General features: G+C 35.0%; 11 protein-coding genes. 3 read left to right on the top strand and 8 right to left on the bottom strand.

All coding sequences use genetic code 11. The features are described 5' to 3' along the window. Positions 1–184: 184 nt before the first annotated feature. From chiA to AC1RRQ_RS21175, 8 genes are all read right to left on the bottom strand, one after another. The gene (gene chiA / locus AC1RRQ_RS21210) at positions 185–4921 is read right to left on the bottom strand and encodes a T9SS-translocated chitinase ChiA (protein WP_493024962.1); all 4737 of its coding nucleotides are present in this window, start codon (positions 4919–4921) and stop codon (positions 185–187) included. Between the two features lie 479 nt (positions 4922–5400). Beyond that, the gene (locus tag AC1RRQ_RS21205; protein WP_493024960.1) at positions 5401–7467 is read right to left on the bottom strand and encodes a beta-N-acetylhexosaminidase; all 2067 of its coding nucleotides are present in this window, start codon (positions 7465–7467) and stop codon (positions 5401–5403) included. 158 nt (positions 7468–7625) lie between these two features. Next, positions 7626–9566, bottom strand: coding sequence for a glucosamine-6-phosphate deaminase (nagB, locus tag AC1RRQ_RS21200; protein WP_493024959.1), 1941 nt, complete (start codon positions 9564–9566; stop codon positions 7626–7628). A gap of 115 nt (positions 9567–9681) precedes the next feature. Then, positions 9682–11274 (bottom strand): RagB/SusD family nutrient uptake outer membrane protein, encoded by a 1593-nt coding sequence (locus AC1RRQ_RS21195; RefSeq protein ID WP_493024958.1) that lies wholly within the window; start codon positions 11272–11274, stop codon positions 9682–9684. Between the two features lie 12 nt (positions 11275–11286). After that, positions 11287–14307, bottom strand: a complete 3021-nt coding sequence (locus AC1RRQ_RS21190; protein ID WP_493024956.1) for a TonB-dependent receptor plug domain-containing protein — start codon at positions 14305–14307, stop codon at positions 11287–11289. Positions 14308–14633: 326 nt separating this feature from the next. Further along, positions 14634–15659, bottom strand: a complete 1026-nt coding sequence (locus AC1RRQ_RS21185; protein ID WP_493024955.1) for a glycosyl hydrolase family 18 protein — start codon at positions 15657–15659, stop codon at positions 14634–14636. Positions 15660–15750: 91 nt separating this feature from the next. Beyond that, entirely contained in the window at positions 15751–17274 is a 1524-nt protein-coding gene (locus tag AC1RRQ_RS21180) for a SusD/RagB family nutrient-binding outer membrane lipoprotein (RefSeq protein ID WP_493024953.1), read from the bottom strand. An 11-nt stretch (positions 17275–17285) separates the two neighbouring features. After that, the gene (locus tag AC1RRQ_RS21175; RefSeq protein ID WP_493024952.1) at positions 17286–20471 is read right to left on the bottom strand and encodes a SusC/RagA family TonB-linked outer membrane protein; all 3186 of its coding nucleotides are present in this window, start codon (positions 20469–20471) and stop codon (positions 17286–17288) included. A gap of 271 nt (positions 20472–20742) precedes the next feature. On the opposite strand from AC1RRQ_RS21175, the gene AC1RRQ_RS21170 reads away from it, so the two are divergent. The 3 genes from AC1RRQ_RS21170 (at position 20743) to AC1RRQ_RS21160 (ending at position 24121) form a co-directional block, all read left to right on the top strand. Next, positions 20743–21795 carry a sensor histidine kinase gene (locus AC1RRQ_RS21170; RefSeq protein ID WP_493024951.1) on the top strand — a complete coding sequence of 351 codons (1053 nt, stop codon included), beginning with the start codon at positions 20743–20745 and terminating at the stop codon, positions 21793–21795. Next, positions 21785–22486, top strand: coding sequence for a LytR/AlgR family response regulator transcription factor (locus AC1RRQ_RS21165; protein WP_071638748.1), 702 nt, complete (start codon positions 21785–21787; stop codon positions 22484–22486). Before AC1RRQ_RS21170 ends, AC1RRQ_RS21165 begins: the two co-directional genes overlap by 11 nt. A 168-nt stretch (positions 22487–22654) precedes the next feature. Next, entirely contained in the window at positions 22655–24121 is a 1467-nt protein-coding gene (locus AC1RRQ_RS21160) for an MFS transporter (RefSeq protein ID WP_493024950.1), read from the top strand. The last annotated feature ends 117 nt before the right edge of the window (positions 24122–24238 follow it).

Raw genomic sequence — 24238 nt, 5'->3', positions numbered from 1 at the left:
TAAACAAAAAAACCTGGCAATATAATTGCCAGGTTCATAATGCGATCCTCAAGGAGAAAACCAAATAACAAATCTCCTTAATTCAATGCATTTATTCGAAATAAAAATTAGATTAAAAAATAAATAACCAAACTCAATTTTAACCGTCCCAATTTTTTTATTTCTAAATTTTCAATCATTTATTCTAGTTTAAAAAGTTCATTACTTTAAATGATTTTTTGTTTCCTGATTTGTCTGTTACTACAACTAAAAACAATTGCTTAGATGAGAAACTTTGATCATGAAGCAATACTTCTTTATTGTTTTGAACATTTCTGTGACTTACTAAATTTTGTCCCAAAATGTTGAACACATCAACTTGAGCGATCTCTTCGTTGTCGTTTGTAACTGATAAGGCGTTGTTTTTAAAATACGCTATCGTTGCATTGTTTTGAACAGAAATATCCTGAACTGCTAATGTTTTTGATGCCGACTGCGAAGCGAAATAAGCAGCATAGGCTTTAGATAATTCAGATGAATTACCACAAGATGATGCATCCCAGTTTACAGACCAAGTCATTAATCCTCTTAAAGAAGGGTATGGTCCGCCTGGCTGCATAGTGTATGTTCTTCCAGAAAAGGTAGTTCCTGTTCTTAAATAATGCATTGCACTAACTCCTTCTGCCGGTGTTATGTAACCGCTTCCTGCTGCACTTGGACAAGCTGGTAATGCAATAAGTACTTTTGAAGCTGGTAAACCATCAAAACGCATTCCTGTTGAGGCAATGTTATATCCTTTTATTACCATATCGGTTAGGGCAGTTACCATATTTGCTCTCTTAGCTGAACCATAGTATTGACCATCTAATCCGTTTTCTCCTCCTGTATTATACAATTGTACGGCTAACAAATCTAATTCATTACGTAAGTTTTGAATGATTGGAAGGAAAGAACCAAAAGTATCTGTATAAGTAGTATATCCTCCTTGTACGTATTGTGTTTCCGGAGCTGCAGTTAATAAAAATCCAGGTCCATAGTAAGCTTTTAATTCTTTGAAAGCATCTACTACGTTTTTTAATCTTGGATAAGCCGAAATACCCGCATACGAAATATCTCTTAAATTTCCTGCACTAAAATTCATCGATCCGCCTTCAAAATCAATATCGACTCCATCAAATTGGTACTCGTCGATAATTGCTTTTAGACCATTAACAAAAATATTTTTTTGAGTTACATTATCTAAAACAACGTGTCCATTTTGACCTCCAATAGAAACAATAACAGGAACGCCGCTGTCTCTTAAAGATTTTATATCGTTTTTCAACAATTGCTTATTGAAAACTCCATTCGTCAAATATCTAGTATCATTTGTAGTTAATATTGGCGTATAACCATCACGATTCACTGTTTCTACGAAAGAATAATCGACTACGTTAAACTTACTTCCCACCATTTGAGAGAAATATAAAAATGGAGCAGAAGTATTTTCCCAAGAATGCGCATATCCTAAAATAATTTTAGATGGAAGCGGAATAAATCTATTTGTTCCTACTTGAGCAATTTTAATGGTATTGTTTAATGTAGTTACAGCAGCTTTATTATCAGTTGCTTTGATTACAACTGGATAATCCTGATAAGCAGATGGTGTAAAATTATACGTGTAAGTATTATTTGTACCTGCTGTCATATTAAATGTACCTCCATTTATTGTAATGGTAACACCCGAAACTGTTCCGTCACTATCAACAGCTGTAACCGAAATTGGCACAACCTGGAAAGAATTCTGGTATATAGTAGTATTCGATGGTGTATTCCAAGTAATTACAGGCAATGAATTAGGACAAGTTGTTCCTGAACATTGTAAAGCGAACGCTTTTGTGTTTTCGGCAGTTGCACCGCTTGATGCTGTTACAGTTGCTTTCAAGGTATAATTTTTGTTGAAATCTGCTGCCGCTGGTGTCCAGTTTGCAACATATTCTGTTCCTGAAAGTGCTGCTGTAATATTTTGTCCGTTGATGTTGAATACAACTGACAAAATTGTTAAGCTTGCGTCTACACTTGCAGTTGCCTTAAGCTGAATAGCTGTTCCAGGAGCAATCGCTACAGTGGCAGCCGAAGGAGCCGTAATCGTAACCTGAGGCGGTGTAACTGTATTTGTGTTGAAGTTATAAACCTGAGGCGTTGTTGGTACTGCAAAGTTTGCCAAATTGTTTGGGAAATAAGCTACTTCACCATTTTGCCAAGAGTTTAATTTTAAACTCAAAATTTGCGTATAACCTGCTACAACTGAATTATCGAAAGTATAATTTCCTGATGCATCTGTTGTTGCTAAAACACTTTTCCAATTGTGAGTGTTATCTGTCCAAGGTAAAACTATTTCTACTTTTGCGTTAGCCACCGGAGCTGAACCATTTTTAACTGTTCCGCTGATTAAGTTTACAGCTGCAGCCAATGCTGTTTTTGCTGTAGAACTTGTATTAAAATTGTAAACCGTTGGGTTTGCAGGAACTGGAAAGTTTGCCAGATTATTTGGTAAATAAACTACTTCTCCGTTTTCCCAAGTATTTAGTTTTAAACTTGTAACGGTTGTATAACCTGCAACAACTGCATTATCAAAGCTGTATTTACCTTGTGCATCTGTTACGGCGAGAACGCTTTTCCAAGGATGTGTATTATCTGTCCATGGTAAAACTATTTCTACTTTTGCTCCAGCAACCGGATTTGTTCCGTTTTTAACTGTTCCGCTAATTTTATTTGTACTTCCAGAAGCATCTTGTGTAAAATTCAACGTTTTATTGGCAGTCAAATTAGAATAAACTGTTGAAGCCGGTGTAAACGTTTGTCCTGTTAAAGCTGCAGTTACTGTATAGTTTCCGCCGGAAGGCAGACTAAGTGAGTAAGCACCGCTTGCATTTGTAACTGCTGCAAAACTTCCGCCAGTAAATACAGCGGTAACTGTTACGCCTGAAACCGGAGTTGTATTGTTTAAAACTGTACCGCTTACTGTATAATTAACAATTGGCGCTCCTTGAGCAAAATTCAACGTTTTGTTTGAATCTATTGCGTTATAAACTGTTGAAGCCGGTGTGTAAGAGAAACCTGTTTTTGCAGCTGTAACTGTGAAATTTAATCCTGCTGTTAAACCTGCAATACTGTAAACACCACTTGCGTTAGAAACGGCTGTTAATGTTGTACTTCCTGAAACTGCCGAAACTGTTACGCCTGAAACTGGTGTTGTTCCGTTAAGAACTGTTCCGCTTACGGTATAAGTTGGCTGTGTTCCGTTAATTACAACCCCGTTTTGATTTACTGTAACGTTTGTAAGCGTTACCGGAGTAAATGTATACGTTGCTTTTAAAGCTGTAAGCGTATAATTTTGTCCTGAAGTTAAGTTGTTGAATGCAAAATTCCCATTAGTAGAAACCACTGTTTGGATAACAGCATTACTTGCATTACGTAATTCAACTGTAACATCGGTTACTAAAGCTGTTCCGTTTTTTACAGAACCAGAAATACTTACTGTTCCAGGAACTATACTTCCAAAAGAGGTATCAACCTGAGTTAATAATGAATTTGGAATTGAACCTCTGGTATCCTGAGATAATTCCCAAATCATACCTCCGGCTAAGTTTCTAGATTTGATATACTGAACTTTTAAATCCATTGACTGCTTATCTTCATAAGAGATAAACTGTTTTAAAGTTGCATTGTATAAATAAGGAACTTTAGTTGTATTATCAAAATATCTTACCCATCCTGCTGAAGCGGCAGCTGGTGTAACTAACATGGTATTTGGATCTAAATAAGCATGTGAATTGGTTACCGGATTTCCGACTAAATCGCAAATCTCGATACTTCCTGAACGTTCGCACGCTCCAGCGCCATCCCATGTTCCAATTGGATTTTGCGGATTGGTACATCCTCCAACAATATCTCTTGGAGCAGAAACGAATAATCCAGGTAAATTTGGATTCGTTCCGTTATTGGCAACATGATCAAATTTTTTCCCGTAGAAAGGTAATCCCATGATTAATTTATTCGCAGGGAAACCAATTACGTTTAAATATTGATTTGTTAATTCGTCTAATGATTCTGATTGTGTCGCACTATAAAGCGGATCGTTTGTATTACCACTGGCGTATAAAGGAGCATTGTAGCATGTTTTATCATACCAGTTTCCACCAAAATCATATCCAAAATAGGTGATATAATCACAATAAGTCGAAATATCTTCTGTCATTCCGTATTGTGCTCTGTTGTTTGGTCCTAAATATTGCTTAGAAACATTTCTAACATTGTTTCCGGCTGCAATTGTAACCAATTTATTTGGCATTGCCTGACGCATTGCTTTCAATAAAAGTACCAGGTTTTTGTTGTCATCAGGACTGTATTTTTGTGGAGGAACAGGTGCTCCGTTCACAATTTCAGTTCCATCTGTTCCTCCAGAAAGAGGATATTCCCAATCGATGTCGAAACCATCAATAAAAGGATAAGTAACAATGAAATTTGCCATATCTGCTGCTAATGCTGCTCTTGCTACCGGACTGGCCGCAATTGGAGAAAGATCCTGGCCTTTTGTCCAGCCTCCAACAGATATTAAGATTTTTAAATGAGGATACTTTTGCTTAAGCTTCATTAAGTCATAAAAGTTTCCTTTTACAGGAGCATCCCATGGAATTCCGCCTTCCATATGCTCAAAATCAGCATAGGTATCCAAACATTTTAATTTTGTATTCTCCGGATGAGCCGGATCATACGTTGTACCATAAAAAGAATAATTTAAATGCGTAATCTTACTTCCATCGATCTTGGGAACGTTAAAATCCCTGGCATAGATAGACCATTGCGCATAATATCCCACTACTTTTTTTCCGTGGGCGGGTTGGGCCAACGCAAGTAAGGGAAACAGTAACAAAAAGAGTAATCTGTAATAATGTTTCATAATTAATAAATATTGGTTAATAGAAAATAAATAATTGGGCCGCAGAAGCTTATAAGCTTCCGGGTTTCGCTCAACTGCAGGTTGGAAGGCTGCTGTCGACTGGAAATAACTCAAATTAGATTCTATAGATAAATATTACTATTACCGATTCTTTCATAATCAATAGCAAATAGTAGTGATTGATATTTATTTATAATTTCAAAAAAAATTAATTTTAAATACAACTGATAAATTTGGGACGACTCATCAATTTAAACTCTGTTTTGTCATGTTTTAATTCTATTCTTTTTTATTTGGTTTTTAAGCGTTAATACTCTTTTAATAATTATTTGGTTAATGATTCGATTTTAGGACTGTTTTAAAAAAATATTTTGAAGTTTAAATTAATTACCTCTGCCAGATGCTTCTGGCAGAGATAATCAGCACTCTTAAAACAACACTGTCAACTTAAACTTACTAATACTAATTCAAACCAAATCTTAAATTAATTTCTTCAAACTCTGATAAACTGACAATTCTACGTCAGCATGATCTTTTGTATTGCATTGTTCTATTAAACTTTGTAAATCTGCCGATTTTAAAGTTGATTTATTATCTAATACAAGAAGTAATTCTTGTGATGCATCGCTTAATTTTTTAGATAAAGGCAAAATAGCTTGTACTAAAGGTGCATTGGCACTCAACTCAATTAATCCTTTGTTTACAGAAATCCACTTATTGAAGAATGCTGTAACTTTTGCTTTGTTATCTGGTGTTTTATTTGCCAGATATTGACTTACTGCTTCATCAAAAGCCACTGAATCTTTTGCATCTGGTGTACAGGCATCGGCAAAAAGTGTAAACGGAGAATACATTTGATATTCTGTTCCGCCTTTGTTTCTTGTATATCCTTTTAATGGTTCGCAAACATTCGAGAACTCATTGATTGATTTTATGTTTTGGTTATTTGCAATATTTCTTAGGATAACTGCTTTGTTGCGGATGTGTGTTAATCCTAGTTCTTCTAATCTAAAAGAAACTACTTCAAGACGTTTGCGCATATTGGCTACATCTGTAATATTTTCTGCTGACCAAAGTCTTTCGGCAATGGCTGCAGTTCTTGGCCAAACTCTTGAATCGAATGTTGTTGGTGTTGCCAACTCTGTCCACATAGTCGCTTCTCCACCTAAAATTCTTGCCTTTTCTTCTGCTGTTAAATCCGCTCCTTTTGGCATTGGATCATTTAAATAATGGCTTGCAATTGGGTACATCAAATCGATATAAAATCCGTTTGATAATACTGTTTTGTATCCTTTTTTCACCGCATCGACTAATGATTGTCCGGCAACTACGCCTTCATTTGGACCTCTCCAAGAGTGAACGATCGCTTCTTTTGAAAGATTTTTGGTTAAAATTTCTTCCCAGCCCATTAATTGTTTTCCGTGTTTTTTAAGCATTGGAGCCAATTGCATGGTGAAATAGGTTTGCAATTCGTGGTTTGTTTTTAAATTGTTTTTCTTTTTAAACTCTTGAATTTTAGGGTTTGCATCCCAGTCTTTCCCCTCATTTTCATCTCCCCCGATATGAAAATAAGCTCCGGGAAATAATGGGCACACCTCATCAAAGAGTTCACTTAAAATTTTATACGTTTTAGGATTTGTAGGGTCTAATGTTGGTGAAAAAATACCCGCATTTCTCTCAATTCCATAGGTAGTGATTGCCGTACCTTGAATATTTTTTTCAGAAGTTCCTCCAGTCAGTGTAATTACTTTGCTTCCTATTTCTGGGTAAGCAGTAAGTATTGCAGATGCATGACCCGGAACATCTATTTCTGGAACAATTAAAATACCGCGCTCATCAGCATATTTTACGATATTTCTAATTTCCTCTTGTGTGTAATACAATCCATCCGAAGCTAATTCGATTAATTTTGGATGTTTTTTTGTTTCTATTCTCCAGCCTTGGTCATCTACTAAATGCCAGTGGAAAACATTCATTTTCATTGCTGCTAATGCATCTAAATTTCTTTTAACCACATCAACCGGCTGAAAATGTCTTGATGCGTCAAGCATTAAACCTCTCCAGGTAAATCTTGGGAAATCTGAGATTTGAGAAACCGGAAAGTAAAATGTCTTGCTGTCATTTTGAAGCAATTGTAATAATGTTTCTAAACCATGCAAAGCACCTAAATCGCTTGTTGCGTTAATAGTTATTTTGCTTGATTTGATGTCTAAGCTGTAGCTTTCATCTTCATACAAACCAATTTTACCGCTTTTTTCGCAGTTAATTTGCAGTTCTGCATTTGGAACTTCATTTAATTTAGCAATATAACCTTGTTCGAAAAATATACCTGCTCTACCATCTAATCGGCGCAAAAAACGAGTTGCTGCTCCAAAAATTCTTGGATTTGGATTTCCGGTAATGTTTACTTTAAAGTTTTTACTTAAAGTGAAATTTCCGTCGTTAACAACAACATTTTGAGGCCAAGGCATTAAATTTAGCTGCTCTTTTTGAACCTGAGCGCTTGCTGTCACACCTGCTAATAGTAGTACAAATAAATATTTCATTTTTATTTTTTTTGGTTCGATGCTTTTCTAGAACATCTTTTAATTAGATAAAAAAACAAAACTCAGAATGACTTCTGCTTTACCTCACTAATCGCTTTGAGGCCAGTCTGAATTTTGAGATTTGATTCGCTCTCACCCGAATCGTTTTTAAAACAACTTTAATAATCAAAACGTTTAAAAGCTTCAATAGCTTCGTATTCTGCCAATCCTAATTCATCGTAAAGAATTGCGGTATTTTTGTTACGATCTTCGGCTCTAACCCAGAATTCTCTGGAATCATTTCCTTGGAACATAACTCTGTCTTTTTGAGATTGATGGTATAAAATAGCGTGGCGTTTCAACAATACTTCTGATGGAGAAAGCGGTACAGCCATATCGATTTCATGAATATCCCATTCGTGCCAAGCGCCTCTGTACAACCATAACCAGCAGTCATCCATGTATTTTTCCGGTTTTAATTCCTTCATGGCTGCGAAAATCGCGTTTAAGCATACTTCGTGCGTCCCGTGCGGATCTGCTAAATCTCCCGCTGCAAATACCTGATGCGGTTTTATTCTGGCAATAATTTCTTTTACAATAGCAATGTCTTCAGGCCCTAACGGATTCTTTTTAACCTGTCCTGTTTCGTAAAAAGGAAGATCTAAAAAGTGTGTATTTTCATCCTTAAGTCCGATGTATCTTGTTGCGGCGTAAGATTCTCTTCTTCTGATTAATCCTTTTAATTTTCGAACTTCTAGAGAATCGATTTGATTTTCTGATTTGTTGTTTAAAAATTCAATTACAGATTTGAAGTTGATGTCTTTTGGAAGATTTCCGCCCGTGAAATCGTTGCAGACTTCAGCAAATTTCAGTGCTTCATCGTCTGTAACCGCAATATTTCCAGAGGTTTGATATACAACATGTACATCGTGGCCTTGTTTTATCAATTTTGAAAAAGTTCCTCCCATCGAAATCACGTCATCATCTGGATGCGGACTGAAAAGGATAACTCGTTTTTTGGCAGGATTGGCTCTTTCCGGACGATGCGAATCGTCTGTATTTGGTTTTCCACCTGGCCATCCGGTAATAGTATGCTGCAATACGTTAAACATATTGATGTTTAAATCGTAAGCAGATCCTTCTTGTGCTAATAAATCAGACATTCCGTTATTGTTGTAATCACGGTCTGTTAATTTTAAAATAGACTGGTTTGTTTTCTGGCAAAGCCAAACGATTGCTTTACTTTTTAATTCTTGTGTCCATATACATTCTCCAACCAGCCAAGGCGTTTTAAAACGCGTTAATTCTGAAGCTGCAGATTGATCCAAAACGAAAGTTGCATTTGGATGATTTTGTAAAAAGGTCGCCGGAACTTCTGAACTGATATCTCCCTGAACGGTTCTTTTTATGATATCGGCTTTGTTTTGTCCCCAAGCCATAAGTACAATTCTCTTTGACCTCATGATGGTAGAAACTCCCATAGTGATGGCTCTTTTAGGAACATTATCGATTCCGTTAAAGTCAGACGAAGCATCTACTCTTGTAATATGATCCAGCGTAATAATTCTGGTTCCAGAATTGATGTGAGATCCCGGTTCGTTAAAACCAACGTGACCTGTACGACCAATTCCTAACAATTGAAAATCAAGTCCTCCGGCTTGTTTAATATTCATTTCATAGTCGATACAATATTGATTTAATTCATCAATAGATATTGTACCATCAGGAATATTTACATTTTCAGGTTTAATATCAATATGATTAAAAAGATGCTGATGCATGAAATAATGATAGCTCTGATTGTTCTCCTTGTTCATTGGATAATATTCATCCAGGTTGAAAGTGATTACATTGCTAAAGCTCAGTCCTTCTTCTCTGTGCATTCTCACTAATTCTTCATATACTTTAATTGGTGAAGAACCTGTAGCTAATCCTAGTACACAAGATTTACCTTTTTCCTGCTTAGATCTAATTAATTGAGCGATTTCCTGCGCTACAATTACCGAAGCTTCAGCAGAACTTTTGAAGATCTCGTTATGAATTTTTTCGAATCTCGTCTCTTCAAATTTACCGGCGCTCTTATAGCTGATGTCAGGTTTTATTTCTAAAGCACTTTTCATTTCTTTTCTTTTTTTGGTATATACAATTTTGGTTTTTGAAATGGTACAAGCAATTTGCATTGCTTATACCATTTACTAACCAAACTTAAAATCTTATAATTTTTTGATATTTATTTTAAAAGTTAGCTCCGGTATCCCACCAAAGTCTAGTTGCTCCAGTATCTGGTCCGCCTAATTTCGCAACACCTGTTGCAACACCACCTTTATTTCCTTCTTTTTCAGAATCTACAAAGTTTACTCTTCGAACACCTAACTGAGAACTTATTACACCGTTACTAGTATTGTTTGTAATTGGAAATAGTTTAGGATATCCAGTTCTTCTCCATTCTGTCCAGGCTTCTTGTCCATCAGGGAAACCAGCAATCCATTTTTGCGTAATGATTTTTTGTAATTTCACTTCATTAGAGGCTCCTGGCTCCCAAGCAACAGTAACATTATTAACTGCTGGTGTATTATTCGCCGCATCAACAGGGTCAACATAATCTTTAGGTAATAAAGTACTAGTTTTGTAAGTCTCCGAAGATGCTCCGAATTGTTCAAAAGATGCTGTAATTCCTGACTCATACAAAGCTTGAACATCTCCTCCCATATTCCATCCTCTTAAAGCTCCTTCTGCTCTCAAAAAGAAAACCTCAGCAGTTGTTAAGAAAACCGTCTCTTTAACATTAATCGCTTCTCCTACTTTAGAAAACCCCTTACGAGCGGCTTTAGTTACACCATCTGGAGCAACTGGCAAAACAATTCCTGTTCTGATACCTTTATATTGTCCAGGATAATTTACAGAAGTACTAAAATATTTGCCAAGTCTTGGATCATTGTAACCAACTAAAATTGATTCCATATCAGCTGACATGTTAATATCCTCATAACTGTTGCTATTACCATAAACAGGATTAACAAAACCACTTACAAAAATAAAACTATCATCTTTTGTAGTCATAACGCCATATTTCTGCGCTATAGATTTCTCTGCCTGTGCTTTAGCTACTGCAGGAGCTTTAACCGCTAAACGCATAGCTAATCTTAAACGAAGTGAGTTACCAAATTTTACCCATTTAGCATAATCTCCTCCATATTTCGAGAAATCAGCTTTAACAATAATAGAAGTTTTTCCAGCATCTTTACTGTTAGATAATGTAGTTATTGCCTCATCTAGATCTGCAAACATGTGTGTATATACTTCTTCTTGTGAATCATATTCTTTAACAGAAGATTCAGAACTATACTTAGAATAAACTATTGGCCCATAAATATCGGTGATTCTGTGCATAGCCTCTACTTTAAGTATTTGTGACATTGCATAAATTTCAGGATACAATCCTTTTGTTTTGGTTTCGTGCTCAATTTTTAAAGCATTTGCCATTACAAAAGTATAGGCATCATCCCATGCTCTACCATTCCAACCATTAACTAAATTATAAGTCATGTTGTTATTATTGGTATTGAAAGGATTTGGAGTTGCCATATAACCAGACCAAATATCTCCTTGCAAATTTTGCTGTATTTGATAGCCCCATAAAGGATCTTGCTCAAAAATAAAATTGAACATTACTTGTGAATACCCCGTGATGTTATTAAAATCTTGAGCTAATTGTTCAGCTGTAGATCCTTGAGGATCTGAGTTAATATCCTCAAAATTATCAGTACAACTAAATGCAGCTAATAGACCTAAGCAGAGGATCGATTTTTGTATATATTTTCTTGTCATGATATTTTTTTATTAAAATGTAACGTTTAAATTAAGACCAATACTTCTAGTTGTTGGTAATCCAAAGATATCAACACCTTGTAAGCCTTGACCTGTACTTAATGCAACATTTGGATCAAATGGAGCGTCTTTGTAGATAAAGAATAGATTTCTTGCAATTAATGATACACTTGCATTTTGTATAAACGGAACAGCTTTAGGGTTAAAAGTATATCCAATAGAAAGTTCTCTTAAGCTAACGTTAGTAGCCTTATATACATATTCAGATAAAGCACCACTTCTACCTCCTATTGTACCGTAATAATCTTCCGCAGAAATTTTATTTACAGGAGTTACACCATCAGCTGCTACAGCATTAACTGTTACACCACCTGCATTTTTAGCGTCACCAAATGCTTTAGAAACACCATAAGAATCATTTAAAGCTTGAGTCATACTCAAAACGCTTCCGCCAAATCTTCCGTCAATTAAAACATTAGCAAAGAAAGAACCTAGTTTAAAGGTATTAGACCATCCTAACATGAAATCTGGATTTGCATTACCAACTTCTCTAAAATTTTGATCAACTTGTGGCTTACCTTTATCGCTTAATACCATTCTTCCTTGCGCATCTTTAACATATGAAAACGCTTCAATCACTCCATAAGGTCTTCCTTCAATTAATGAAAACTGATATGCATTTGATCCTGGGTCAGTTAATATGATTCGTCCGCCCAGCTCCTCTGGAAGCTCTTTAACTTTATTTTTATTATGAGAATAATTTATTGTAGTATCCCAAGAAAATTTATCAGCCGCAATTATTTTTCCATTTACAACAACCTCAAGTCCTTGATTAGCAATACTTGCTGCGTTAAAACCATAGTTAGTATATCCAAAAGGGTTTGTTGAAGGTGCAGGAGCCTGTACATATTGATTTTTAGTTTCTGAGTTGTAATAAGAAACTTCAAAACCTAATCTATTATTAAACATTCTCCATTCAGTACCAAATTCATACTCTGATTTCAATTCTGGCTTCAATGTTTCTCCTGGTCTAGGTCCCACAGCTGGCTGTATAAATTGTCCTCCAAGAATCGTATATCTAGGTGAAGTTACAAAAGCTGCAATATCATTACCAACCTGAGCATAAGAAGCTCTTACTTTACCAAAGTTAATCCAATCTGGCATCGAAGTCATTTCGCTAATAATACCTGTTAAACCAACAGAAGGGTAAAAATAAGATGGACTGCCTGTATTAACTAAAGTAGAAGACCAATCGTTTCTTCCTGTTACATCTAAATACAACATGCTTTTATATCCAAAAGAGGCAGACCCAAATACAGACTGAATTTCTCTGTTTGAACCAGATAATTGTTGATTAGCTTTATTATTTACGAAATTTCCTAATGTAAACCAGTTAGTGTTTACTAAACCTCCATTATTAGTACCTGAATTTAAAACTGTTTGTTGATTTGCCATAGTATTATTTATACTTGTACCAACAATTGCATTAAATGTAAAATCTTCACTAAAATTAGTATTGATTCTCGCTATTAAATCTCCATAACGCTGTGTACTTAATGTACCAATATTAATGTATGTTCCTGTTGGAGCAGTAATAATTTCAGATGTTGTAGCGTAAATCTTTTTATCAAAAATACTTTCAATACGGTTATAACTATATCTTGCAGCAATACTTAACCAGTTGTTTGCTTTATAATCTACAGCTAAAGATCCGTTGAAAAAGTTATTTTTATCTTCAGACTTTGCTCTGTTAATCAACCAATATGGGTTTTGAATATACTCATTAATTACAGGGAAATTTTGGGCATTTAGATTTCTTACTGGATCAAAAACTTCAAAATTATCTTTGTAATAATTAAAATCATTTCCATTTCCTCTTGGCATTAAATAAACACCTGTTAAAGGATTGAAATTTAATCCGCTTAAAGGTCTGTTTTCAATTGTTTGTGAAGTATATTTTCCATCAGCAGAAACAGTCAATTTATCATCAAAGAATTTTCCTGTTTGACGAATACCAAAGTTATTTTTCTTTAAACCATTTCCAGGCATAATCCCGGAAGATGAAGTGTTAGCATAAGAAATGTTAGTTGTAGCTACATTTGAACCAGTTGTAAATCCAAAAGATGTAATTTGAGTAACCCCAGTATCAAAGAAATCTTTTACATGATCCTTTGTCTTTTCTTTAGCTCCAGAAGAATTATATTCAGTTTGAAATTTAGGCAAATACGCTGCTGATTCTAAAGTCGTAACTGATGATGCTGTGAAATTTCCTTTTCCTTCCTTAACTTTTTTTGATGAAAGTAATATTACTCCATTTGCTCCTTGAGAACCATATAATACAGAAGCTGCCGCTCCTTTAAGTACTGTCATACTTTCATAATCATCAGGATTAACTAGAGAAACTACATCTCCACCATCACGGTTACCTCCATTAGTATCTCCAAAAGTACCATTTGGCTGGCTTGAAGATCCATTATATAATGGAATACCATCAATTACATAAAGTGGCTGGCTGTTAGTAATAGATGAGTTACCACGAATAACTACTTTAGTTGATCCACCAGTACCACCGGCACTTTTTGTTACCGCAACACCCGCAACTTTACCTGCAATTGTATTAATAACGTTGGCATCTTTTACACGAACTAATTCTTCTCCTTTTAACTCCTGAGTAGCATAAGTCAAAGATTTTTTACTTTTCTTTAGACCTAATGAAGTTACTACAACTTCACTCAAAGCATTCGATGCCGCTTGTACCATTTTCACATTAAGTGTAGAAGCATCACCTACAACTATGTTTTGTGTCTCAAGACCAACATAGCTAAAAACTAATGTCTGTCCTTTTTGAACCTCAATTGAGTACAATCCGTCAAAATCGGTAGTAGCGCCTTTTTGACCTCCTTGTACAGCAACAGATGCCCCAGGTAACGGCATCCCATCAGAATCTGTAATCACACCTTTAACATTTTTTACTTGTGCAAGCGAAACCTGCGCCGTAAAAACAATCATAAAGATTAAGAAAATTTTTTTCATGTTTATTTATTTTGTTAGTTATGAGGTAAAATTATTCTTAAGGGATTGTTAAAAAAAATATTTTATACAAACTACCCTAAATTTTAAACCAACGACATAAAACGATCAATAATCTGCTGCGCGAAAACGTTTTCAATTCTATTAAAAGCACATTTTACCCCATTTACGACGATTTTATTCAGTAAAAGTTAAAAATCGATAAAAAAAATTCAAAAAGAATAACTATCTCAAATTCTGACATTTATATAAAAAATTATCGCTTCTCTTTAATTTTGATGTTAAAAAGAAGCGATAAACTTATTAATTCATTAACAGATAAGACTGTTTTAGTTACTGCATAAACCTGTAGTTTTAATTTTTAATGCCGTATATTTTTTATGAATTACATCTAACAAAGAATATTCATCAAAAGAATCTTGTGCGAGTTCCCAAATCATGATACCGCCGGTATTTTCAGCAGCAAATTCGACTTTTTTAGCAATTGTTAGTCTTCCGTTATAATATATCTTTCCTGCTTCATCCTGATCTGCAAACTGTTTTCCCGCTTGTACGATTTCACCAAAAGCAGAACTCGTTACTTCTGCATTGGTAAAATTATAGCCGTAAAAAGGGACGCCAAGTGTAAGTTTTTCACTCGGAACATTTTGAAGTTTATGCCAAAAATCAATGCCTTCTTTTGCAAATTCAAAAGAACTGTGCTGTTCAATTTTATTCGGGCTCCACGGACCAGTACTGTCATACGCCATAATATTTATAAAATCGAAGGCGTTTAAAGCTGCTGCACTGATATTTACGAATCGGGTATTGTTTGGAAGCGCCGCTGTCAGCAATTTTTTATTATCGGTAAGGCTTTTTCGTAATTCAAGCACAAAACCACTATAACCTGTAGTAACGGCATCCCATTCGAGATCGACATCAACGCCGTCTAAATTATGGTCTTTAACAAATTTTACAATGTTCTGAATAAATGCTGGTCGGTTTTCGGGTTTATCAATTAAGGAAGACCAGTTTGCGGCTTGTTCTCCTGAAATAACTCCTCCAGCCAGCGAAATACTAATCGCAATTTTAGGATTAACCGATTTTGCGTATTTAATTACAGCATCGATATCTCCGTTAAAAACCAAATTTCCATTTTTATCCGGATTAGCAAATGCGATATTCAAATGTGTTAGTTTACAAAACTGAATAGAGTTTACTTTGCTAAAACTATCAGCGGACAGATACCCCACCACTCTTGCTGTTTTAGTTTTTACTTCTTCTGGATTGTTTTCTTTTTCATTTGTACAGCTGTATACTGAAAGAAGAGAACTTAGAAAAAAAAGGATGCCTAATAAGGCTTTATTTTTTATCATAATTTTTAATTTAAACTTTTTTGTTTTTAATTTTAATTAGAATGAAAATAATACCTTATCAGGCATAACTTTATATTTTAGGAATATTTATTTAGTTTGCATCCCACCAAACTTTATTTAACCAATCGTTCTTCCCTCCCATTCTTGCCAAAGCTTCTAAATAATGCGCTTCGTTTTTCTGCATTTCATCGTTAGGATAATACAAACGTTTTGGCGTAACACCTCCTGTTTCAGAGTCAGCATTTGTAATTGGCACTAATACCGGATATCCAGTTCTTCTCCAGTTTGAATACGCTTCAATACTATTAAAAATATACGTTATCCAAAGCTGTGTTGCAATTTGTACTTTTTCTTGTCCTGCAACTAAAGGTTTAGCCGCTAAATAAGCATCAATACTTGCCTGAGTTGCCGGCGTTGCTCCATAAATTTCTAATTGTTTGATACCCGCTTCTACTCCTTTTTTATAGTAATCTGCTGCAGATCCCGGAACCCAGCCTCTAAATGCCGCTTCTGCAAGCAACAATTGACTTTCTGAATAACTTACGTGTAAGAAGGGTGTTGTTTTTTTCTTAAAATAAGCTTGTATTCCAGAGGTTGAAGTCGCTCCTGTTGGAACTTCCCATTGAAATAATCCTGGTTTAACCCCCACATACAATGATTCTCCTGGTTGTATTGGTCCTCCAGATACTATTCCGCTTGTTGTTTTAGGAGTTGCGTACATCGTTAATCTTGGATCGCCGTTGTTTTTTAGAAAATCAATAACCAAAGTACTAAAGTGATCTCCGTTTTCATTTCCGTTAAGTGCATACGCTAATCCGTTACCTCTAAAATCAATTGATGCAGGATCATCGTTAAAAGTAGCATCTAAATGGTTCATGATACAATTGTCGTCGTTGCTTGTAAAAACTCCTGCTTGTAAAGCTGCTTTAACTTGTTTTTCTGCTTCGGCAGGTTTTACTTCAGAAATTCTCATTCCCAAACGTAATCTTAGTGTATTGGCTAGTTTTTTCCATTTCGTAATATCTCCTTTGTAGAATAAATCACCTTTTATAAGACCTCCACTTGTGTTTAACTGATTATTTGCATCTTCTAAATCTTTAAAAAACGAAGCATAAATATCTTCCTGTTTATCATATTTAGGTGTTACAATTCCTTTAGAGAAACCCAATCCAGCTTCAGAATAAGGCATATCGCCATAAAGATCTGTAATACGATGTGCTACCATCACTCTCATGATTTTAGAAACGGCATTCATGTTGGCAGCTCCAGGATCTCCTCCTGTTTTTTCAAGCATATCGACCACATTCTTTAATTCGTTTTGGTAGCCATTTCTCCAAAGAGCAGTTGCATATCCGTCGTCTTTTTTGAATTTACTTCCAAATTCAGTTACGTTCCATGCTCCGGCATAGTGCTGCACAAAACCTCCTGAATAAATTAAGTTGGCTCTCCATTGGTAAAACCCGTCACCCGACATTGCCAACTGCGTAAACGTAAGTTGTCCGGCTGGATTTGCTGACATTGCTACCGGATCTTTTTCCAGTTCGTCAAAATTTTCGGTACAGCCTACTGCAGTAAACAACGTGAGTATGGCTATTATTACTTGTTTAAATTTCATAATTTCTTTTTTTAGAATGCAACTTTAATATTAAAACCATACGATTGTCTAAATGGTAATGAACCATATTCGAAACCTTGTCCGTTTCCAGAAGTATACATTGATTCCGGGTCAACGTTTGGAAGATCTTTATTAAAAGTCAATAAATTTCTGGCAAATGCCGAAATATAGATTGAATTGATTTTTGCTCCTTCAAAAACACTTTTTGGTATTGTATAACCTAAACTGATTTCTCTCAATTTCACATAAGAAGCATCATAAATAAATGGTGCCGGAGTATTGTTGAAAACAGTATTCCAGTAGCTTTGAGGATTAACCGGTGTCGTGTTTTTTACATAAATTGGATTTTGAGCTGTTCCTGTATTTACAACACCTTCGGCAACATAACCCGCTGTTGGAACCCAAGTTGCAGGATCGAAACCAGGAAGGGCAGCAGCGGCCGCTCTTGCGTGATTGTACTCATCTCTTCCTTCTGTAGTTACATCCAAAAGTCCTTTTGATGCCGCAACTGAATTCGTCATAGAATAAACATCCATTCCAAATTTCATATCAATTAAGAATTGAAGCGTAATTCCTTTATAAGAAAATCTATTAGTTAAACCAGCAGCCCAGTCCGGAAGTCCTTTTCCTAATTTTACTTTTTCATCTGTAAATAATGGCAATCCATTAGCGCTTACTATTTTTTCTCCAGCTTCGTTTCTTAAGAAATCTCTACCCATAATAGTTCCGTATTGTCCGCCAACCTGAGCAACAATTGCAGCTCCAGCCCAACGAGCCTCAGAAATCGTATAAGTATTAATGTCTGGATGCAAAGAAACAATAGAGTTTTTGTTTTTTGAGAAGTTCAAATCGATTCCCCACTCAAAACTATCTGTTTTTATTGGTGTACCAGATAAGAAAATCTCGATACCTTCATTACGAAGTTTTCCGGCATTTACAGAAACAAACTCATATCCAGATGTTGCAGAAGATGGTAAATCAAGTGTTTGATCTGATGTATCTTCGCGGTAAAGTGTAATATCAGCTCTTAATCTGTTTTTGAAGAAAGCTGTTTCAAATCCAAACTCAACTCCTGTTTTAGATTGGTACGTTAAATCTGGATTAGGTGCCGATGTATTTTTGATATTTACAACACTCTGCCCGTTATAAGAAGCAAAAGTAGTATAGTTCAACGCATTTTTGTAAGCTCCCGGCGCATTAGAAACCTGTGCCCAAGACGCTCTGAATTTACCATAAGAAAAAGCATCTCCTTTAAGACCAAATGCATCAGAGAATACAAAACCTAACGAAGCTGCAGGATAAAATGCATCTTTGTTAATTACACTAAACCAGTCATTTCTTCCTGTAAACTCAGCATATAAATATTCTTTGTAATCAAACTTAGCCGATCCATAAACTGAGTTTGTTCTTGTTTTTGTTACTACCGGAGCATTTTCTGTCTGGTTTACAAAATTGCTTATATATTCTGTTCCCGGTTCAATGATTTTTGTTCCAAATCTAGAATCTTGTTCTCTTTTAAAATCTCTTCTGCTCGCTCCTAAAATTCCAGAGAAAGTAAAATCAGTTGCTAATTTAATATTGCTTAAAGTGGCAATAAAATCTGTATTCATCTCTGATACATTGATATTATTTAAACCCAAATATCCTTCGTCTCTTCCTGGCCAAGTACTTCCGGCTGCCATAAAATCTTTAGCACTAAACCCGTAACTATCAAGACCTGTTCTAAAAGTCAATGCAATCCATTTTTTTAATTGATATGTTCCTGTAACATTACCAATAAAACGATTTTTTACAGATGAGTTATGATTTTCTTGTGTAGTAAAATATGGATTCAATAAGTAAATATTGTTGTTCCAAGGATAAATTTCTCCTGTTTCCTGATTTTTGTAGTTTTTCAACCAAGCCTGATCAATATTAGGAGCAAGTCCGCTTAAAGAATACCCAACGTTATTAGGAGAATCTCCCAATCCAGGTCTGTTTTTTGTGTTTTCAGCAATATAATTCACATTAGCATCTAACGTAAATTTTTCTGATCTTAAGGTAGCATTCAAAGTTGCATCGTTTCTTTCCAGTCCTGATTGTGGAATTACGTCATCGTTTTTTAAGTTATTAAAACCAAAACGTACAAAAGCATTCTCAGCTCCTCCAGAAATTGCGATTCCGTTTGTAGTGGTAAAACCAGTTCTAAAAAAATCCTGAATGTTATTATCAACTTTAGCATACGGTCTCATCGATCCGTCGAATATTTTTACCTGCTGTCCTACACTCTCAGAAAATTTAGGTCCCCATGCATTTGTAGTAGAGGTATAAAGTTCTGTTGGAGCTTTTGATGGATCCGGCAATACGCCATTGGCACCTGTACCATATTCTGTTTGAAAATCAGAGTACTTCGCATCAACTCGGTCAAAACTCACGCCGCTGGTTAACTCGACTTGAATTTTTCCTTTGTTACCTTTTTTGGTTGTAATTAAGATAACACCGTTTAACGCTCTTGAGCCATATAATGCAGCTGCGGCCGCACCTTTTAGAACTGTTAAACTTTCGATGTTGTTTGGGTTGATACCCGAAATACCGTCTCCGTTATCACGTCCGTCAAACCATTTGCTGGTAGCTGCCTGATCGTTAGACAATCCTGAGTTATCAATAGGAACACCATCAACAATATAAAGCGGCTGGTTACTCTCGCCTATACTCGATATACCTCTAATAATAACTCTCGTGCTTCCTGCAACACCAGTAGCTGGTATAGAAACATCAACACCCGCAACTCTACCTGATAATGCCGTGGTAACATTGGTAGTAATTACCTTGTTCAATTGGTCGCCTTTAACATCCTGAACGGCGTAACCCAATTCTTTTTTCTGTCTTTTAATACCTAAAGCCGTAACAACTACTTCATTCAAATTTTGTGCATCTTCCTGAAGCACAACATTAATGGTTGGAGAAGAACCAACTGTTACTGTTTTAGTTTTAATACCGATATACGAAAATACAAGAACATCTCCTGCAGATGCTTGAATCGTATACACTCCGTCATAATCCGTTTGGCCTGCGGTTTTTGTACCTTGAATTATAATACTCACTCCCGGCAGCGGCAATCCGTTTTGATCGCTTACCAAACCTTTAATTGTTTTTACTTGAGCAAGGGAGGCCTGCGTTGTAAAGACAATCATAAAGATTAACATAATTTGTTTCATTTTTATCATGTTTTTGATTAGTTAAGTGATAAATTTATTGTTAAGGTACTGTTAAAAAAAATATTTTATACAAACAGCTAAATTTTTTAAACAAACGACACAAAACATTCAACATTATGTTATACGAAAACGATATCCCCTTAAAATAAAATATTAATTGTCATTTTTTATAAAATTTTATTCAAAAAAATTGTGTTTTAGCCCGTAATTGTTTAAAGTTGCACAATAATTACAAGTCCCAAACAAATAATAATAAAACGTTAAAAAAAAGTTGAGCGATATTCAAAAATTAAAATTTGACATAAAGCTTCAAAATCATATTTGGTTTTGGGGGAGTTATTTCACCCTCAACTTTTTACGCTGGGGAGCTTACTTTAATGATTACCCTTATTCATTTAAATCGAATCTTATTGAGTTCTCTCTGCATATCCCGCTTGTCTATTTTAACCTTTTTGTTTTAGTCCCAAAATATGTGCTTAAACAAAAATATATTACCTATACCCTCGCCTTACTAACCAGTCTTTTTGGAATTTATCTGTTAAAAACAGCTTTGACCTATTATATTATATCCGAAAATATATGGCCGGAGGCTAATAGAGAGTACCATCCTTTTGATATTAATCACATTCTGGCCGTTTGTATAGGAGAGTTATACGTTTTGGCGATGGCATCTTCTGTTTATCTTACTTTAACCTGGCTTCGCGAAAGAGAAAGAAACAGATCTTTAAGAGAAAATCAATTTAAAATCAAACTGAAATATCTCGAAAATCAAATCCAGCCGCATTTCTTTTTCAACACCTTAAATAATTTATATGCATTATCGCTGGAATCTTCAGATAAGGTTCCGGACGTAATTATCAAGCTTTCTAATTTGATGGAATATGTTTTATATGATGTAAAAGGAACTAAGTTTGTCCCGCTTATTAAGGAAATAGATTATATTCAGAATTATATTGAAATCGAAAAACTGCGCTTTGAAAACGTGGAGGTTACCATTAATTTAGAATCGAATATTGAGGACATTGTAGTGCCGCCGCTTATCTTTATTTCATTGGTCGAAAATGCCTTTAAACATGGGGGAATCAACAATAATAACCTAAAAATTAAAATCAATTGTAAAGTTACCGACAATAAAATGTTAGACTTTGAAATCTTAAATAATTTTGTAAATTCACAAAATCTTAAGTCAAAAGGCGGCATTGGTCTCGTTAACACGAAGAAAAGATTAAAGTTAATTTACAAGAATCATTTCAGTTTAAAAGACACAACAAAACTAAATTACTATATAATCCGTTTGCAAATACCTATTCAGAATGAAGATTAAATGTGTATTGATCGATGATGAGCCTTTAGCTATTAAAGTGCTGCAAAATTATTTTAACAATTTTACAGACTTTGAAGTTATTGGCACATTCAATAATTCTTTGGAAGCGCTGGATTTTATAAACAGCACTTCGGTAGATGCCGTATTTTTAGACATCAATATGCCCATGATGACCGGTTTCGAGTTAATTAGTTTAATCGAAAACAAAACTAAAGTTATCATTACAACCGCCTTTAGAGAGTTTGCTGCAGAAAGCTATGATCTCGATGTTTTAGATTATTTGGTAAAACCAATTCCGCTGCCAAGATTCATTAAATGCATCAATAAAATTACAACCGAATACAATTTAAAAAACAATATTAAAATCGACACCACAAAAGGTGATTCGCATATTTTTATTAAAGTGGATAAAAAGATGATGAAAATTAATATTGAAGAAATTCTTTTTATCGAAGGAATGAAAGAATATATAAAAGTTGTCACTGCAGATAAAACCTATATTACCCACAAATCCTTAACTTCATTATCTGAAGAATTGCCTGGAGACCGCTTCCTGCGCATCCATAAATCGTATGTAATTGCTTTAAATAAAGTAAAATCTATTGAAGGAAACCGCATTCAAATTCAGTCTTATACCATTCCTATAGGCAGAAATTACAGTAAAGATGTAAAAAACCGAATTCTGGAATAAAACTTTAACATTTCTAACTCTCAATAAATTAACACATTGTTGAATAAATGATGCTGTTCGTTTAAATTTAACATTATTTTCAATCAATAATTTTTTTTTGATTCATGTAACAAATATATTTACGGTCTTCAAAAAACAGTTTATTAAAAAATTAACCTTATTACAATTATGAGTTCAGAAAATGTTCAAACCAAATGGGGACAGTTTATCTCATTGATAATCGTCTTCTTCTTTTGGGGTTTTGTTGGTTCGGCCAATGACATCCTGATTCCAGTATTCAAAAAAGTATTTACTTTATCTCAAGTTCAATCACAATTAGTAGCTTGGGCATTTTATGCTGCGTATTTTGTAGGATCGATAATCTTCTTTTTAGTTTCTTTAAAATTAGACGTACTGCAAAAATTCGGTTACAAGAAAACACTTTCGGCTGGTTTACTTCTTTCTGCTGTTGGATCGTTTTTATTCGTTCCAGCTGCAACCATGGAAAGTTTCCCTTTCTTCTTAACCGCTTTGTTTACTGTTGGTTTAGGTTTTTCAATTCAGCAAATTGTAGCAAATCCTTTAGCAATTAAAATGGGAAGTCCAGCCACAGGGGCACACCGTTTAACATTAGCAGGAGGTATCAACTCATTCGGAACAACAATTGGAGCTATCTTATTAGGTATCGCTTTATTTGGAATGGGAGACAACAAAAACACCTCTCTTTCTTTAGAAGATATCAAATTACCATTCATCATCCTTGGTCTTGCTTTTATCGCAGTCGCTATTTTCATGAACTTCTCTAAAATCGAAGATCCTGAAAAAGAGGAAGAAGTGGTTAAAACAGCACACGAAAAATTCAATATTCTTGATTACCCGCAATTGTATTTAGGAATGTTAGGAATCTTCATTTATGTTGGAACTGAGGTTACGATCATCAGTAATTTACCTGCTTTATTACATACTGCCGAATTCGGAAATGTACTAGAAGATGCCATCGCGCCATTTATCGCCCTTTACTGGGGAAGTTTAATGATTGGCCGCTGGAATGGTGGTGTAAACGTTTTCAATACTTCAAACTTAGTTAATACAGCTTTAAAATTCATTGTTCCTGCAGTTGCATTTGGAGTAATTATTGGAGCTAACATTTTTGCAGCTCATGATGTTTCTGCATTCTATATTTACCCAATCTGGATTTTATTATTCATTGCGGTAAGTTTTGTTGGAGGAAAAAATGCTGGAAAAACATTAATGCTTTTCGGAATATCAGGTTTATTAATGATGGTTGCCGGATTAGTTTGGCCAGATCCTTCAATTGCTAAATTCTTCTTCATCTCAGGTGGATTATTCTTATCTATCATGTGGCCTTCTATCTTCGATTTAGCGATCGCAGGTTTAGGAAAAAACACAGGAAAAGCATCTTCATTCTTAATCATGATGATTCTTGGAGGAGGAGTTATCCCATTAATTCAAGGAAGTATCTGCGATTTTGACTTAACAAAACCAGAAGGAATTTTTGGTATCACCTGGACACATTTCTCTTATATAGTACCACTTCTTGGTTTTGCATATTTAGGATTCTACGGTTTCTACTGCCCTAAAATATTAAAAAGACAAGGAATCAGCCACGTTGAAGGCGGAGGCGGAGGTCACTAAGAAACTTATAAAATATCAATATAAAAAAAAATCCAAATTCCAATTACAAATAAGAATTTGGATTTTTTTATCCATAAAATAAAAAACCTTAGTCCCTCAGAACCTCAGCATCTTAGA

This window comes from Flavobacterium sp. GW821-FHT12A05 (assembly GCF_058807735.1).
This window is presented reverse-complemented; position numbering and strand designations above follow the sequence as displayed.

Bases quoted from the DNA above. Each gene is read 5' to 3' on its own strand.
- AC1RRQ_RS21180 (WP_493024953.1), bottom strand. From the start codon at position 17,274: ATGAAATTTAAACAAGTAATAATAGCCATACTCACGTTGTTTACTGCA.
- AC1RRQ_RS21195 (WP_493024958.1), bottom strand. From the start codon at position 11,274: ATGACAAGAAAATATATACAAAAATCGATCCTCTGCTTAGGTCTATTA.
- AC1RRQ_RS21205 (WP_493024960.1), bottom strand. From the start codon at position 7,467: ATGAAATATTTATTTGTACTACTATTAGCAGGTGTGACAGCAAGCGCT.
- AC1RRQ_RS21175 (WP_493024952.1), bottom strand. From the start codon at position 20,471: ATGAAACAAATTATGTTAATCTTTATGATTGTCTTTACAACGCAGGCC.
- AC1RRQ_RS21190 (WP_493024956.1), bottom strand. From the start codon at position 14,307: ATGAAAAAAATTTTCTTAATCTTTATGATTGTTTTTACGGCGCAGGTT.
- AC1RRQ_RS21165 (WP_071638748.1), top strand. From the start codon at position 21,785: ATGAAGATTAAATGTGTATTGATCGATGATGAGCCTTTAGCTATTAAA.
- chiA (WP_493024962.1), bottom strand. From the start codon at position 4,921: ATGAAACATTATTACAGATTACTCTTTTTGTTACTGTTTCCCTTACTT.
- nagB (WP_493024959.1), bottom strand. From the start codon at position 9,566: ATGAAAAGTGCTTTAGAAATAAAACCTGACATCAGCTATAAGAGCGCC.
- AC1RRQ_RS21185 (WP_493024955.1), bottom strand. From the start codon at position 15,659: ATGATAAAAAATAAAGCCTTATTAGGCATCCTTTTTTTTCTAAGTTCT.
- AC1RRQ_RS21160 (WP_493024950.1), top strand. From the start codon at position 22,655: ATGAGTTCAGAAAATGTTCAAACCAAATGGGGACAGTTTATCTCATTG.